Source organism: Paenibacillus sp. HB172176, assembly GCF_011947265.1.
Lineage (GTDB): Bacteria > Bacillota > Bacilli > Paenibacillales > Paenibacillaceae > Pristimantibacillus.
In genome coordinates this window covers 71,287-85,613 of record NZ_JAATHD010000018.1, presented here as the reverse complement: position 1 = coordinate 85,613, position 14,327 = coordinate 71,287, and the positions used below count along the sequence as shown (strand labels likewise).

General features: G+C 52.2%; 11 protein-coding genes. 10 read left to right on the top strand and 1 reads right to left on the bottom strand.

Translation table 11 applies throughout. The features are described from left to right. Positions 1-74 precede the first annotated feature (74 nt). The 5 genes from HFP08_RS20550 (at position 75) to HFP08_RS20530 (ending at position 5,581) form a co-directional block, all read left to right on the top strand. Entirely contained in the window at positions 75-1,175 is a 1,101-nt protein-coding gene (locus HFP08_RS20550) for a Gfo/Idh/MocA family protein (protein WP_168122485.1), read from the top strand. 12 nt (positions 1,176-1,187) lie between these two features. After that, positions 1,188-2,081 (top strand): carbohydrate ABC transporter permease, encoded by an 894-nt coding sequence (locus tag HFP08_RS20545; protein WP_168122484.1) that lies wholly within the window; start codon positions 1,188-1,190, stop codon positions 2,079-2,081. 12 nt (positions 2,082-2,093) lie between these two features. Then, entirely contained in the window at positions 2,094-2,933 is an 840-nt protein-coding gene (locus tag HFP08_RS20540; RefSeq protein WP_168122483.1) for a carbohydrate ABC transporter permease, read from the top strand. A gap of 72 nt (positions 2,934-3,005) precedes the next feature. Further along, positions 3,006-4,376: an ABC transporter substrate-binding protein gene (locus tag HFP08_RS20535; RefSeq protein WP_168122482.1), complete on the top strand. Its 1,371-nt coding sequence runs from the start codon at positions 3,006-3,008 to the stop codon at positions 4,374-4,376. A 185-nt stretch (positions 4,377-4,561) separates the two neighbouring features. Then, positions 4,562-5,581 carry a LacI family DNA-binding transcriptional regulator gene (locus tag HFP08_RS20530; RefSeq protein WP_168122481.1) on the top strand — a complete coding sequence of 340 codons (1,020 nt, stop codon included), beginning with the start codon at positions 4,562-4,564 and terminating at the stop codon, positions 5,579-5,581. 48 nt (positions 5,582-5,629) lie between these two features. Here HFP08_RS20530 and HFP08_RS20525 read toward each other — a convergent pair whose 3' ends face one another. Next, positions 5,630-6,385 (bottom strand): glycoside hydrolase family 16 protein, encoded by a 756-nt coding sequence (locus HFP08_RS20525; RefSeq protein ID WP_168122480.1) that lies wholly within the window; start codon positions 6,383-6,385, stop codon positions 5,630-5,632. A gap of 99 nt (positions 6,386-6,484) precedes the next feature. Between HFP08_RS20525 and HFP08_RS20520 the strand changes: the two genes are divergently transcribed. The 5 genes from HFP08_RS20520 to HFP08_RS20500 all read left to right on the top strand — a co-directional run bounded on the left by HFP08_RS20520 (position 6,485) and on the right by HFP08_RS20500 (position 14,069). Beyond that, the gene (locus HFP08_RS20520; protein ID WP_240941626.1) at positions 6,485-7,465 is read left to right on the top strand and encodes an ABC transporter permease; all 981 of its coding nucleotides are present in this window, start codon (positions 6,485-6,487) and stop codon (positions 7,463-7,465) included. A gap of 36 nt (positions 7,466-7,501) precedes the next feature. Continuing rightward, the gene (locus tag HFP08_RS20515; RefSeq protein WP_168122479.1) at positions 7,502-8,386 is read left to right on the top strand and encodes a carbohydrate ABC transporter permease; all 885 of its coding nucleotides are present in this window, start codon (positions 7,502-7,504) and stop codon (positions 8,384-8,386) included. A 356-nt stretch (positions 8,387-8,742) separates the two neighbouring features. Then, positions 8,743-10,434, top strand: coding sequence for an extracellular solute-binding protein (locus HFP08_RS20510; protein ID WP_168122478.1), 1,692 nt, complete (start codon positions 8,743-8,745; stop codon positions 10,432-10,434). A 225-nt stretch (positions 10,435-10,659) separates the two neighbouring features. Next, positions 10,660-12,495, top strand: coding sequence for a sensor histidine kinase (locus HFP08_RS20505; protein WP_168122477.1), 1,836 nt, complete (start codon positions 10,660-10,662; stop codon positions 12,493-12,495). Between the two features lie 2 nt (positions 12,496-12,497). Then, a complete protein-coding gene (locus HFP08_RS20500) occupies positions 12,498-14,069 on the top strand; it encodes a response regulator transcription factor (protein WP_168122476.1) in 1,572 nt (523 codons plus the stop codon). The last annotated feature ends 258 nt before the right edge of the window (positions 14,070-14,327 follow it).

The window sequence follows — 14,327 nt, the reverse complement described above, 5'->3', positions numbered from 1 at the left end:
CGACGAATACTCGCCATGAATGGTAACGGACTGAAACGAATTTGGCGCAATAATATTGATGGAGAGTGTTGAGAATGAATAAATTGAGAATGGCGTTTATCGGTGTGGGCGATATGGGCTCGCATCATTGCATAGGGTTCGATCTTATTCCGGAATGCAAGGTGAACTATATTTGCGACATGAATCAGGCTAATGTTGAGCGTACGCTCGCGGAGCTGAAGAACGACAATCCGGTTATCGTGAGCGACTACAAGGAGCTTCTGAATAAAGAAGATATCGACGCGGTTGTCATCAGTGTGCCGAATTATTTGCACCGTGAGGTGGCGGTTGCGTTTCTTGAGGCGGGCAAGCATGTGTTCCTGGAGAAGCCTGTTGCCCATTCGCTGGAGGACTGCGATGCGATTATTGAAGCGGCAGAAAAAAATGAGCGCTTGCTGCAGATTGGTCTTGTCTATCGTTATTCCAATGTCTACCGCAGAATGGCCGAGGAGCTGCAGCGTAATCGTCTTGGCGAGGTGAAGCTGATGTGGTGCAAGGAATTTCGCGATCCGTTCCCGCCTACGGACTGGTTCTATGACAAGAAGAAGTCAGGCGGCACGCTTGTAGAGAAGGACTGTCACCATTTTGATATCTTCAATTGGATGATCGGCTCGCGGCCGACTCGAGTGTTCGCAAGCGGCGGACAGCATGTAATGAAGCAGGGGCAGCAGAACAGAATTACGAATTCGTACAGCCATTATCCGGCCAAAGTCATTGAAGATGTTTCTATTGTGGACCATGCCTGGGTGACGATCGATTATGAGAATGGAAGCAAGGCGAATCTTGGTCTGTGCATGTATTTGAAGCCTCGCAATCTAATGGGGGATGGACTGGAGATCGGGTTGATCGGCGAGAACGGCGGTCAGATGGTAGCAAGGAATGATAAGACGATTGATATCGTCGGAGGGGTGGATTTCACCCGCGATCATCTGGATATCGATGTCACCTCGGATTCGATCATGGGCGGGCATACCGGCGGACAGACACAGCGAATGGCATTCGTCAAGAGTGTTCGCGAGGGCGGCGATCCCTTCGCTTCCGCTTATGTTGGCAGAGAGGCGCTTTTGATCGCGTTGGCAGCGGAGAAATCCATTATGGAAGAACGCTATGTCTATTTGAACGAATTTACAAGGTAGGGAGGCGCCGGAATGAAAAACAAGCTGAGAAGATATGATACATTCGTTTTCTTCTTATTTATTGCTCCTTGGATAATCGGTTTCTCGCTCTTCGTTCTTATTCCTTTCGGCACATCCGTATTCTACGCGTTCACAGATGCTCGTCTGCCGGGAGCGGCGGATTACAATTTCGTCGGCCTGGCCAACTTCTCGGCTATGGTAAATGATTCGATCTTCGGCAAGAGTCTGTGGAATACCGGTTATTTCGTCATCATCGGTGTTCCTGTCGTAACGGTTGGCATGCTTCTGATAGCAATGCTGCTGAATATGAATGTCAAGGGAATCGCTCTCTATCGCACCTTCTATTATCTGCCGACACTTGTGCCGATCGTGGCCACGGTTATTATATGGCGGTTGGTGTTCAATTCGGAATTCGGCATTCTGAATGCGGGTTTATCCTTGCTTGGAGTTGGCAAGACTGACTGGCTAGGCAGCGAGGGGCTGGTCAAGCCGGTTATTATCTTGCTGCAAGTGTGGATTTCCGGCAGCGGCGTGCTGATCTTCCTGGCCGCGCTCAAGAATGTGCCGAAGCATCTGTATGAGGCGGCCCTCATTGACGGCACGAATCGGGTTCAATCCTTCTTCGGCGTGACGCTCCCCATGATCAGCCCTTCCATTCTCTTTGTTGTCATTATCCAAACGATGTACAATTTCCAAATGTTCACAGAGGCGCTGCTGCTGACGAAGGGCGGACCCAATTATGCGGCATACACCTTTGTGTACACGATTTATAAGTCGGCATTTACGGATTTGAAATTCAGCATGGCGATGACGCAGTCGATCTTCTTGTTCGCCCTGATTTCGCTGGTCACATTCGTGCTTATGAAGCTTTCCAAGCGGTTTGTTTATTATGAAGGCGAGAGGTAAGGGGGGGATAAAATGAGCCGGTCAAAACATTTCGTTACGAAGCAATCTGGCAAATACGCGCTGCTTACAATCATTTTGGCTTTGTTCGCAGGACCGCTTGTATGGATGCTGTCAACCATGATGAAGACGAAGGCCGAGACGTATAAGGTGCCTCCTGCGATCTTGCCCGATTCGTTGAACTTCGAAGCGTTCCAGCGACTATTCGATATACAGCCGTTAATGTGGAGATGGATACAGAATTCATTCACCATCTCGGCGCTAGTTGTTATTGGCGCGGTAGTGTCCAGCTCGATCGTGGCTTACGGCTTCTCGCGATTTGCAACCAGATATAAGGATTTGCTGTTTCCTGTCGTCCTGATGACCTTGATGATTCCGCCCTCTATTCTTATGATTCCGTCTTATGTGCTGTTCACGAAGCTGCATTGGGTCGATACCTGGCTGCCGCTCATTGTGCCGGCATGGCTTGGCGGAGCTTATTACATCTTTCTGTTCAGGCAATTCTTCATGACAATTCCGACCGAGCTTGACGAAGCCACTTATCTCGACGGCGGGAATCGTTGGACGGTGTTCACCCGAGTCATTATGCCATTGTCCAAGCCGATTGTTGTCACGACAGTGATATTCGCCTTTGTGAATTCATGGCTCGACTTTCTCGGACCGTTCCTATATATCAAGAGCAATGATATGTACACGCTCAGCGTCGGCTTGCAGCTGTTAATCGGTCAGACGAGTCAGGATTTCCCGGCGCTTGCCGCCGGTGCGTTCATAAGCATTGTGCCAATCGGACTGCTCTTCTTGTTCGCGCAGCGCTACATTGTCGAGGGGGTGGTACTTACAGGCTCGAAAGGCTAGGGTTGACAGCACGGGATGACAGAAGCAATTCAATGACTACTGTTTTCAAAATAATCTCTTGGGGGACTGGCTATGAAAACGAACAGCAAGTGGTTTTTGAGTCTATTAACTTTGGTATTATCCATGACAATCATCATTTCCGGCTGCAGCAGCAACAATAACAGCGGCGCAAGCGAAGCGACAAATTCGGGCAAGAGCGACAACGGCGGAGCCGAACAAACGGATAAGCCGGCAGAGAAGGCGACCATCACCTATTCGCAATGGGGCACAGCGGAGGAGCTGCAGCGGACGCAAGAGCTTCTGGATCTGTTCATGGCCGCCAACCCGACGATTACCGTTAAGCTGGACGGCAAGGATTGGGGAAGCTATTGGGACGGCTTGACGGCTAATGCGGCAGGCGGCACGCTCCCGGATGTCTTCAAGACCAGCTATGCTTATATTGAGAAATACGGCGAGCTCGGAATCTTCAAGGAGCTGGATGGATTGCTGGCGGACAATGGCTTCGACTTGAGCAATATCGACGAAAGCTTGCTTGGCTTGCATAAATACAGCGGCAAGCAAGTGTCTTTGCCAATCGATGCCAATATTATTGTCTGGTATTACGATAAGGCGATGTTCGCGGATCCCGCCAAGAACCCGAAAGGTGCTCCGGTGCCTTCGCTTGAGCCGACATGGGATGAAATTATAGATATTGCCACCAAGATGACACTGGACAAAAACGGCAAGAATCCAGGAGAAGCAGGCTTTGACAGCGATAATATCGTACAATGGGGCATGTCCGTATCTCCTGGCTCCAGCATGGACTGGTTCCTTGAGCCGGAGCTTTGGTCCAATGGCGCGAAGCTGGTTAATGAGGATGATTCGCTTGCGCTCGATACACCGGAGGCGCGCGAGGTGCTGGACTTCTTCATCGATGCGACGAAGAAGCATATCAATACGACACCGGCTCAAATCGAAGGACTCGGAGGCCAGGTTAATCTGGGTATTACAACGGGCAAAGTGGCTATGAATCCCGGAGGCAACTGGAACACAACGAATTTCAAAGAAGCGAATGTCGATTACGGCACGACTTACTTGCCGAAGTTCAAAGAGACCAAGACGGTCGTGCAGCCTGCCGGCATGGCGATTTCGCACAACACGAAGCATGAAGAAGCGGCTTACAAGCTGCTTGCATGGCTGGCTGGACCGGAAGGTCAAACGGAGTTGGCGAAACAAGGCTATTCGATACCTGCGAACAAAGCCGCATCGGATGCGTATATTGCAACGGTGGGCGAGGAGAACAAAATCTTCCTCGACGCGCAGCAATTCGGCATCATATCGCCTTTCACGACGAAAAAGACAGATTTGGTATGGACGTATGGCGAGCAATCGCTTAAAAATCCGCTTGCCGGAGACGGCGACCTGGATGCGGCTATCAAGGACCTGGAGTCGAAGCTGAAATAAATAGACTTGCTCGAAGGCAGGGGAAGAAGCGTATTTTCGCTTCTTTCCCTTTTTTCTGCTTGCAGCTTCTTCTTGCAGTTGGCTTGCCTTGACTAATGCTGAGAGGAGCTATACAATTATGTTTGCCGCAACTTAATATTCAATTGCCGCAATTTTATTGGATGGCGAATAGAGAGGAATTTATAATGGCCAAGTTGAAGGATATTGCAGAGCAGGTCGGTGTATCCATATCGACGGTATCGCGCGTGATGAACCATGATTCTGTCCGTTCCGTAAGCGACGAGACCCGCAGAAAGATTTGGGAGGCTGCGGATAAGCTCGGGTACAAGTCGAACCGATCGGAGAAAAAAGCCAAAGCCGATGCCAAGCTATCGATTCATGTTGGCTGCGTCGTTGCTATTCCGCAGAATAAATATAATAATCCTTATTTTTCCGTTATTCTGGAAGGAATCGAAAAGGCGCTGACAGCAAGGGGGCTCAAGCTGGAGTTTGTGTACAGCATCGAGAATCAAGGCGATATTCAGAAGCTGCAGGCGCTGGTGAAGGAGAACCGAATCGACGGCATGATTATTGTGGAGCGCATCGATGCCGACGCTTACCAATGGATCAGACAGAATGTGAAGGCTGTAATCGGCGTGGATCTGGCTGACAAAAGCATTCCGGTCATATGCTATGACAGGGAGGCTGCGGCGAAGGAAGCCGTGCAGCATCTGATCAAGCAAGGGCATAAGCAGATCGGATATATCGGCGGATCGGAGTTAAACGATCCTTTCCGACAGGAGAAGCGATGCGTCGGTTATTTAAGCGCCATGCAAGAGGCTGGACTGGAGACGAACGATAGCTGGATCATAGATGTGAAATGGGATGTTTCGCTAAGCTATGAGTTGACCAAGAAAGCCTTTGAGAAAAAGGGAAGCTCGCCAACCGCGATTTTCGCCGCAAGCGATACGATGGCGATTGCGGCTATGCGCGCTATTACCGAGCGAGGCTTGCGTATTCCGGAGGATATTGCGATAGTGGGCATTGACAATATTGAACTATCGGAGTTCACGTCTCCGCCTCTTACGACTATACATGTGCCGAAGATCGAGATGGGCATGTATGCCGTTAAGCTATTGCTGGATTACCTGGACAATCAGTATTCATTGCCGGTGCGTGTAACAGTGCCGTATCGGATGATCTATCGTCGTTCGACCGAATGTTAGCAGGCAAATCCGTAGACTGAGCCAGGTCGACGGATTTTTGCCGTTTGTTTATTGATACAACCAAATGCGGGACACGGTCATGACCGCAGGAAGCGCATCTTCATCGACCGGCACTCTATCGAACCAGCCTCCCACGGCAAGGTTGAGCACGAGATAGAAAGACTTGTCGAAGGGCATGATGCCTGGCTCCAAATGCCGCTTCGCGAATAGATGGCCGTCGACCGACCAGCGGATAGACGCTTCATCCCACTCCAGTCCATAATCATGGAAGTCCGTAATCGAACCGTTCTCAAAAGTGTAAGAAAATTCGTCGATTTGCTTCTGTTCCCAGTCCTTTCCATAGTGAAGCGTGCCGAAAATTTGCCGGGGCAAGCGCCCCTTGGCTTCCATAATGTCGATCTCGCCGGAGGCCGGCCAATGGCCGTAAGCCTGCTCCTGCGGCAGCAGCCAGATGGCGGGCCAGATGCCGCTCCCGGCGGGCAGCTTCGCGCGCACGATCAGCTTGCCATAAGTATAGGCCATATGATTCCTGGTATCGATGCGCGCTGAGGTGTAGACGAAGCTGCGACCGTCCTGCAAGGTTGTCGTCTCGCGGCGGGCGCAGAGGTTCAGCCCCGTTTCATCTATATAGAGATTGCCTGGATGCCCCGTATAATATTGCTGTTCTCCGTTTCCCCAACCCGTATCGACAGGCGCTCCGTTCTCATTCAGCAAATCATTGCCGATGCGGATATTCCATGCGCTCAGGTCGGCGCTCGGCTGCTGGAAATTTTGCTGCCAAATCAGCTTGTTCCTCTCATTCATCCTATTCGTCCTCCTGCTTGTTCTGTCATCAGATACTCTCAGCATACTCCGCCGGGAAGCGAAATCAATCAAATCCAAAAAAATGGGATAGGGCCAAAAATGATGGCCTTTTTTTTATGGTCGCGTTTTCATACGATGGAGAAGGAAGGGGGCGAAGGAAGCTTGCGGCACAAAGCAGGACAAATGAGAACGTTTCTAAGGCAGTGGCAGCTGCAAAGCATGGTCATACCCGGAATCGTCTGGATGTTCATCTTCTGTTACATTCCGATGATCTGGCTCATTATCGCCTTCATGGACTACAGCATATCGGGGCCCGTGCTGGAGTCGCCCTTTGTGGGGCTGAAGCACTTTGAGGATTTCACGAGCGATGACCGGTTCTGGCGTTCGATCCGCAATACGCTCGGCATGAGCAGTCTGCGGCTCGCGCTCGGCTTCTGCATCCCGATCCTGTTTGCGCTGATGCTGAACGAAATTCGGAGCATACGCTTCAAGCGCACGGTGCAGACGATCTCGTATTTGCCGCATTTCATCGCCTGGACGATCTTCGGCGGCATTCTGCTGAACTGGCTTGGCGAGGGAGGCGTGATGAATCAGCTGATGATGGCGATCGGGGTGCAGGATCGTGAAATTCTTTATAACAGCGATCCCAAGTATTTCTGGTGGATCACCTTCTTCTCCGACACGCTCAAGGAAACCGGCTGGAGCGCGATCATCTACATCGCCGCGATTGCCGGTATCGATCCGGCCCTGTACGAAGCAGCCGAGCTGGACGGCGCGAGCCGAGGACAGCGGATGTGGCATATTACGGTGCAAAGCATCAGGCCGACAATCGCGATCTTGTTCATTCTGGCGGTTGCGGGTATGCTGGGCAGCAACTTTGATCAGATCTTTATGCTCAAGAACAACATGAACATCAAGATGGCGGAAAGCCTGGATTTGTACATTTACAACATGGGCTTGGTGTCCGGCCGCTATTCTTTCTCGACGGCTGTTCTGTTCGCCCGATCAATCGTGGCGTTGGCGCTGCTGTTCATGGCCAATTACGCATCCAAAAAGCTAAGCGGCGACGGCATCTTTTAAGGGGTGACTTGAATTTTAAAAAAGGGGGGCAGAAAGATGGGAACACGAGGAGGACTTCGGCGCATCGGTCCGTTCGAAGTCGTCAACACGCTTCTCATGCTGGGGGTTTGTTTCATCACGCTGTATCCGATGTGGTTCGTGCTTGTCAATTCGCTGAACGCGGCGGAATATGCGGCGCTAGGCACGGAGAATTGGTTTCCGAAGGCGTTCACACTGGACAGCTACCGGGTGGTGTTCGGCAATGAGAATATGATGAACGGATTTCTCATTACGACGCTGCGGACGGTCATCGGGACGGCGGCGCATGTCTTGTTCACCGCCATCGTGGCTTACGGGCTCAGCAAGACCAATTTGATTGGGCGCAAGATATACATGAAAATCGCTTTGATCACGATGCTGTTCTCGGGAGGGCTCATTCCCACCTTCATTCTGATGACGAAGCTTGGCTTCTACGACAGCTTCTGGGTGTTCATTATACCGGCCATGTATACGTTCTTCGACATGGTCATCTTCATCAGCTTCTACCGCACCATACCGGAGAGCCTGGAGGAATCCGCCAAGGTGGACGGCGCTTCGGATTATGGCGTGCTGTTCCGAATCGTCTTGCCCAACAGCATGGCGGTCATCGCGACGATATCGCTGTTCGCGGCGGTCTACCATTGGAACGATTATTATCAGGGCGTGCTGTATATCCGCACGCAGGAGCTGCTGCCGCTGCAGACGATGCTGTTCAAGATCATCGCGGAGAACTCCATGTCGTTCATGCAGCAGCAGGCAATGGCGCAATTCGGCGCGAGGCTGCCCGGCAATTCGATCAAGTTCGCCTCGATGATGGTGGCGACGCTGCCGATTCTCTTGTTCTATCCTTTCATCCAGAGGTATTTGGTGAAGGGGGTTATGATTGGAGCGATTAAGGGGTGAGCGTAAAGGTACTTGTGCATGAATATATGCTAGGGCTCTCAAGTGGACTTTAAGCAGGCCCCGCACGAGAGAATCTAACGAAGATTCATAACGTTAATCTCAATAAATCACCTTTTACAGGAATGTAACGAAGATTCATAACGCTAAGCAGCAAAGCAGGACCTTTTATAGCCTATCAAAGAGCAATAAGGATATGGGTATTCGTTAGATTTTAAACGGCGCGGTAAACGGGCTTTTAACGCTATGAGGATTCGTTAGAGTACATTGGCCCGGGTAATAGAGAAGTTTGAGCTCATGGGATAATTGATGGGCATGATTTTGCATTATAATAGGGGAAATGAAAGGATGATCGTGAAATGAAACGTTTGAAGAAGAGAAGAGCCTTGTTGGCGCTTGCCGTGGCCGCGGTTCTTGTGTTCAGCCTGGCGGCTTGCACGAACAACAATGAGGGCGGGAGTAATGGGAACGGCCAGTCCGGGAACAGCACACAGCAGCCCGAAGCGACGAAAGGCGGGGAAGCGCAGGGCGAAGCGACGCCAAGTCCGGACGAAGCCGCATGGAAGCTGGACACCAGCCCCGTCGATCTGAGCTGGTTCGTGGGCGCGTCCTGGTATGCGCATACATGGGGAGAGAGCATGAACTCCAAATATATAACGGAGAAAACAGGCGTGAATGTCAAGCTCGAGGTGCCGTCCGGCGACGCCAACGAGCAAATTACGCTGATGATGACCTCCGGGAAGCTGCCTGACATCATTAGCATGGGCTCATGGGAAACCGCTGTCAAGAAGCTGTGGGAGGGCGATCATGTCTATGCTTTGAACGAACTCGCCGATCAATATGACCCGTACTTCTACAAGGTGGCGGGCGACGGCACGCTGAAGTGGTATCGTCAAGAGAACGGCAATACGTACGGCATTCCCAACGATTCCTACAGCCCTAACCTGATGCATGAAACCGGCATGACGGCCGCCAACCAGACCTTCCTGGTGCGCAAGGATCTGTACGAGGATATGGGCAGTCCGGATCTGTCGACGCCGGAGGGCTTCCTTGGCGCGCTGCAGCTGCTGAAGGATCAATATTCGGAATACAAAGGTCAGCCGATGAGCCCCTTCTTCGCGCAAGGCAACGTGCCGTACGGCATGACGGAATATTTGCAGAACCTGCTTGCGATTCCATTCGAGAAGGACGGCAAAGTCTATGACCGCATGACCGATCCGGATTATGTGGCGTGGCTCAAGACCTTCCGCACCGCCTATGAACGCGGCCTCATCAATGTAGATTTCCTGGTTGATTCCGACGCTCAGGTGGAGGAGAAAACGAACAACGGACGCTATTTCATGATGGTTCGCGAATGGACGGGGATGGCTGCGGTCAATCCGATGCTGGCTGCTAGCGCTAATCCGGATTCCTATTATATCGCGGTGGACGGTCCGCAGAACAGCAATGGCGATTCGGCGAAGCTGTTCCCGGGCAATATGGACGGCTGGATGGTGACCATGATCAGCAAGTCCGCTAAGGATCCGGAACGCGCGATTCGTTTCCTGACCTATCTGGCAAGCGAGGAGGGGCAGCGCGATCTGTTCCTGGGCAAGGAAGGCGAAACCTGGGATATGGCGGACGGCAAGCCGACGTTGAAGGCCGATATGGTTCAATTGCTGGATTCGGATATCGAGAAGCTGGAGAAGGAATACGGCATTATGGATACGTACTGGATGATGCGCAACCCGGTAATCGTCAACCAATGGCGACCGGAGAAGGCTCCCGTAATCAAGCAAATGGAGGATTTCGCTAACGCGCAAGCCGATATCGACAGCGGCATCTACAAGGGACTCGATCCGCTCGGCGATTCCGACGCGGCGGTGGCCTGGTCGAGAATTTCGCAGAATTGGGAGGAAGTGCTGCCGGAGCTCATAACCGCGAAGAGCGAAGCCGCCTTCGACAAAACCTTCGAGAGCTTCCTTGCGCGCCGCGACGATTATGGCTTCGCCAAGGTGATGGAATTCAGGCAAGCCGAGCTCGACGCTCGCAAAGCCAAGATGGCGGAGTAGCGGGAAATCAGCCCTGTCTATAAACCCATAGCAGCTTAGCTGAAAATACTTTCTGTATTGCCGGTCGCCTGTCAGGCGGCCGGTATTGCCTGCTTTTGGGGCAAGATGTGCGCGCGAACCGCTAAGCCTGAAAACAGCCTTCCATCGCAGAAGCGGTTCTTGACGAGCATCTTTCGATCAAGTCGCCATCCATGGTATATTTCAGAGATAAGGAGGGCGACGGACGTGAACGCTGCTATCGTGAAAGCCAGGAAATTTTATCGCAATGCCAACATATCCCGCAAGCTGTTCATCGCCTTCAGCCTGTTAATCGCGATTCCGGCAATCGCTGTATCGTTCCTGTTCATCCGTCTGCAGGAAGCGCAGCTGTACAAGGAGGCGATGGCATCCGGAAGCAGTCATGTATCAAGACTGAACGAGCAGCTGCGAAGCAAGATGACCATTATTGAAAACGTTTCCTCAACGGCGCTCACGCAAAAGGCGTTTGTGGATTATATTCATTCAGATATGCTAGGGGACGGTCTCGAGCTCGTAAAGTTCAGACAGAACCAATTCGAGCAGATGCGTCATATCATTCAGAGCAATGAGATGATCAGCCAGCTCAGCTTCTATGTCGACAATCCGAATTTATTCGAGATATGGCCGGAGATCTATCATTATGATAAATTTTGGCCGCAGGATTACTGGGTAAGCCTTAGAGAAAACAGCGGGGCCGCCTACCGCTTGTTCTCTTTCAAGGATGGCGATCACACGCTGTCCTACTACCGGCTTGTACGCCTTCAAGGCCAGCAGAAGAGACCAAGCATTATGGAAATCCGAGTGGAGCATGACAAATTCTTCAATCAGCTGCTAGAGGAGAACGGAGGCGATTTCTTCTCGGTTGTTATGGACGGGAGCGATTCTGCGCGCAATGTTTACAATTCCGGGCATGCTTTCTCCCGCAGCGCCGGAGAGGAGCTCCCCGCCATTTTTGGCTTGATTCACGAGAAACTGGATGTGCTGCAGCAGGACAGCCCGATCAAGGTGAAGGCCGGCGGCCATACCTATTATGCGCTGTACCGGTACATCGCCCCGCTTGATGCCTATGTGGTGGATATCGCTTCCCGCGATGCGTTGCTCAAGGGACCGCGCAGCTGGTATGCGTGGGTAACGGCGATTGCCTCCTGCGTGCTGCTTCTTATGCTGCTGCTCGTCTCGCAAGTAACGAGGCGCATCTTCCGCCGGATGGACCGAATGCTGATTTCGATGCGCAAGGTGCGGAGGGGACAGCTGGATGCGAAGCTCGAAACGGGTCTTGCAGATGGCGAGAAAGGCGACGAGATCGATGAAATGGCCGTCAGCTACAACAATATGCTGGATGAAATTCAGCAATTAATGACGCAGGTGGTGGATAAGCAGCTTATCGCCAAGAATGCGCAGCTGCATTCCCTTCATTCCCAGATCAATTCGCATTTCTTGTACAATGCTCTCGAAGCGATCCGTATGCAGGCGGAGGTCGAGCGGCAGTCGGCAATTGCCGACGCACTCGTATCCCTTGGCTCCCTGATGCGCTACAGCATGAAGTGGAGAAGCGACACGGTCACGCTTGGAGAGGAGCTTGCCAACATACAGAGCTATATCCAGTTCATTAACTTCATGGAAGGCGGGAGCTTCGTCTTGACGGCAAATCTCCCACAAGAGGTGCTGCGCTGCGCTATTCCGAAGATGTGCATGCAGCCGATCGTCGAGAATGCGGTCCAGCATGCGGCGCCCTCAGGCGGCGGAGTTCATATTCAAATCCAGGTGAAAGCCGAGAATGACAGGGGATTGTTCATTGAGATTCACGATGACGGTGTCGGGATTGCCCCGGAGCAGCTAGCCGTTCTGCAGGAGGCTTTGCAAGATGATGCGGACGGACCGATAGTGGCAAGCAAGAACGGGCTTGGCATTGAAAACGTGCATAAGAGATTGCAGCTTCACTATGGCAAGGACTGCGGGCTGTGGATCGACAGCGAAATTGGCGTATATACCAACGTCACGATACGTTTGCCTTGGGAGAATGATAATCTGGGGGGATGGTAGCGATGCTTACGGTTTTGGTGGTGGATGATCAGCGAAATATCCGCGAAGGCTTGCAGGCAATGCTGCGCCAGTTTCCGTTGGAGCTGGGCGGCATGTATTGCGCAGGCAACGGAGTTGAGGCTTTGAAGCTCTTGAGGGAGCATGACGTCCAACTCGTCATCACCGATATTCGAATGCCGGATATGGATGGACTGGAGCTTATGGCGCATGCCAGGGAGGAGGGAATTGCTGCTGATTTTCTCATTCTCAGCGGCTATGGCGAATTCGCTTACGCGCAGAAGGCGATGAGTCTCGGAGCGAAGGGATACCTGCTCAAGCCCGTGAAACGGGAGGATCTTCAGACCTCGGTGGAGCATGTGCTGCAGGAGCTTCGAACAAGGCAGACTTTGAATGACAATATGCGGCAAATCTCCGCGCTTGCCCAAGAGAATGATCGCAAGGAGCTTGGCATGTACATGCAGGGCGCCTCCTATGACGAGAGCTGGGTTCGCTCCGTTGAGGAACAACATCCAGGTCTGTGGAGCGGCTATCGGCTATGTCTGCTGCGGGAGGAAGTCAGAGTGAACCAGCCCGGAGCCGCAAGCTTGCATAGTATGGGAGCGATTGCCTGCAATGTGTACGGGAGACAGGGCTGCGTCTGTCTTCAGCAGCGTCCGTATCTTATTTTGGCGGTCGACGCTTCTGCGAGTACTGACGCCTTGGCGGCTGCACTCAAGGAAGCGCAGCTTCATGCCGTAATGGCTATGACCGGACCGCAGCAAGGATTGTTGAGGCTGCCGGAAGGTTATTCCCAGCTGATGGAGCTGTACGCCCACAGCTATCTGTTCCCGGAGAAACGCTGCATACTGCCCGAGCATATCACGGGACTTGAGCCGCAATGGGAGCTTCCGCATGAGGAGATTTACGCTTTGTTCCAGCTGATCGGCACGCAGAACGGCGGCAAGATCGCGGAAGATCTGTCGAAATTGTTCAACAAGAAGACACTGCAGCGCTATCACATCCGCTATACGCAGCAGCTCTGTCGCGCCATGGCGCAGATGCTGGAGGAATACGAGCGCGTCATCCGGCCTTATATGGGAGAGGAGGCGCTTGATATAGATTGCTTGCGCAATCTCTTCGATTATCCGGGCATTCGCGACTATATTCAGGCGCTTCAGCAGCAGCTGCTCCGACTGAATCAGTTCTACGAAGCGTTCAAATGCAGCTACCGCAACACGCAGGATTTGAACGAGGCGATTCGTTATATCCATGAGAATTATCATAAACCGCTCGATCTTGCGATGGTGTCGAATCATGTTTCGCTGAATTACGCGTATTTCTCCAACCTGTTCAAGAAGAATATCGGCAAGGGCTTCGCGGAATATCTGCGCGATGTGCGTCTGGATAAGGCGCGCCGGCTGCTCGCGGATACGGAGCATAAGATCGTCGAGATTACGACTATGGTCGGCTACGAGAATTACAAGAGCTTCACGCGCGCGTTCCGGGAGGTGATGGGCATGCTGCCCACCGAATATCGAGAGCGAATGAGAAGGAAGGCGGAGGAGGAGAAGCGCTTCCGGGATACGGCGCTTTGAGCCTTCTATACGTTTATTCATCAGCTCATGCGGCAAAGGATCAGCCAAAAAATTGGGTCACAACAAAAAACGATGTGCCTACCCTCTCAGGGTAAGCTTCGATAGAATAAAGATGTCTTAGAGGAACGGATGGAATAGGCAGGCTGTTGTAAGCGGTTACCGAGATCTGTAATACGCCTCGCTTGCCCGAATTGTCACGGCTGCTGCTTCTTGATGCGCACAAGGGCGGCGGCATGACGGTCGCCATTTGTATCCCAT

What these genes read in the sequence shown, in the direction of transcription:
- HFP08_RS20550 (WP_168122485.1), top strand. Translation starts at nt 75, where the DNA reads ATGAATAAATTGAGAATGGCGTTTATCGGTGTGGGCGATATGGGCTCG.
- HFP08_RS20545 (WP_168122484.1), top strand. Translation starts at nt 1,188, where the DNA reads ATGAAAAACAAGCTGAGAAGATATGATACATTCGTTTTCTTCTTATTT.
- HFP08_RS20540 (WP_168122483.1), top strand. Translation starts at nt 2,094, where the DNA reads ATGAGCCGGTCAAAACATTTCGTTACGAAGCAATCTGGCAAATACGCG.
- HFP08_RS20535 (WP_168122482.1), top strand. Translation starts at nt 3,006, where the DNA reads ATGAAAACGAACAGCAAGTGGTTTTTGAGTCTATTAACTTTGGTATTA.
- HFP08_RS20530 (WP_168122481.1), top strand. Translation starts at nt 4,562, where the DNA reads ATGGCCAAGTTGAAGGATATTGCAGAGCAGGTCGGTGTATCCATATCG.
- HFP08_RS20525 (WP_168122480.1), bottom strand. Translation starts at nt 6,385, where the DNA reads ATGAATGAGAGGAACAAGCTGATTTGGCAGCAAAATTTCCAGCAGCCG.
- HFP08_RS20520 (WP_240941626.1), top strand. Translation starts at nt 6,485, where the DNA reads ATGATGGCCTTTTTTTTATGGTCGCGTTTTCATACGATGGAGAAGGAA.
- HFP08_RS20515 (WP_168122479.1), top strand. Translation starts at nt 7,502, where the DNA reads ATGGGAACACGAGGAGGACTTCGGCGCATCGGTCCGTTCGAAGTCGTC.
- HFP08_RS20510 (WP_168122478.1), top strand. Translation starts at nt 8,743, where the DNA reads ATGAAACGTTTGAAGAAGAGAAGAGCCTTGTTGGCGCTTGCCGTGGCC.
- HFP08_RS20500 (WP_168122476.1), top strand. Translation starts at nt 12,498, where the DNA reads ATGCTTACGGTTTTGGTGGTGGATGATCAGCGAAATATCCGCGAAGGC.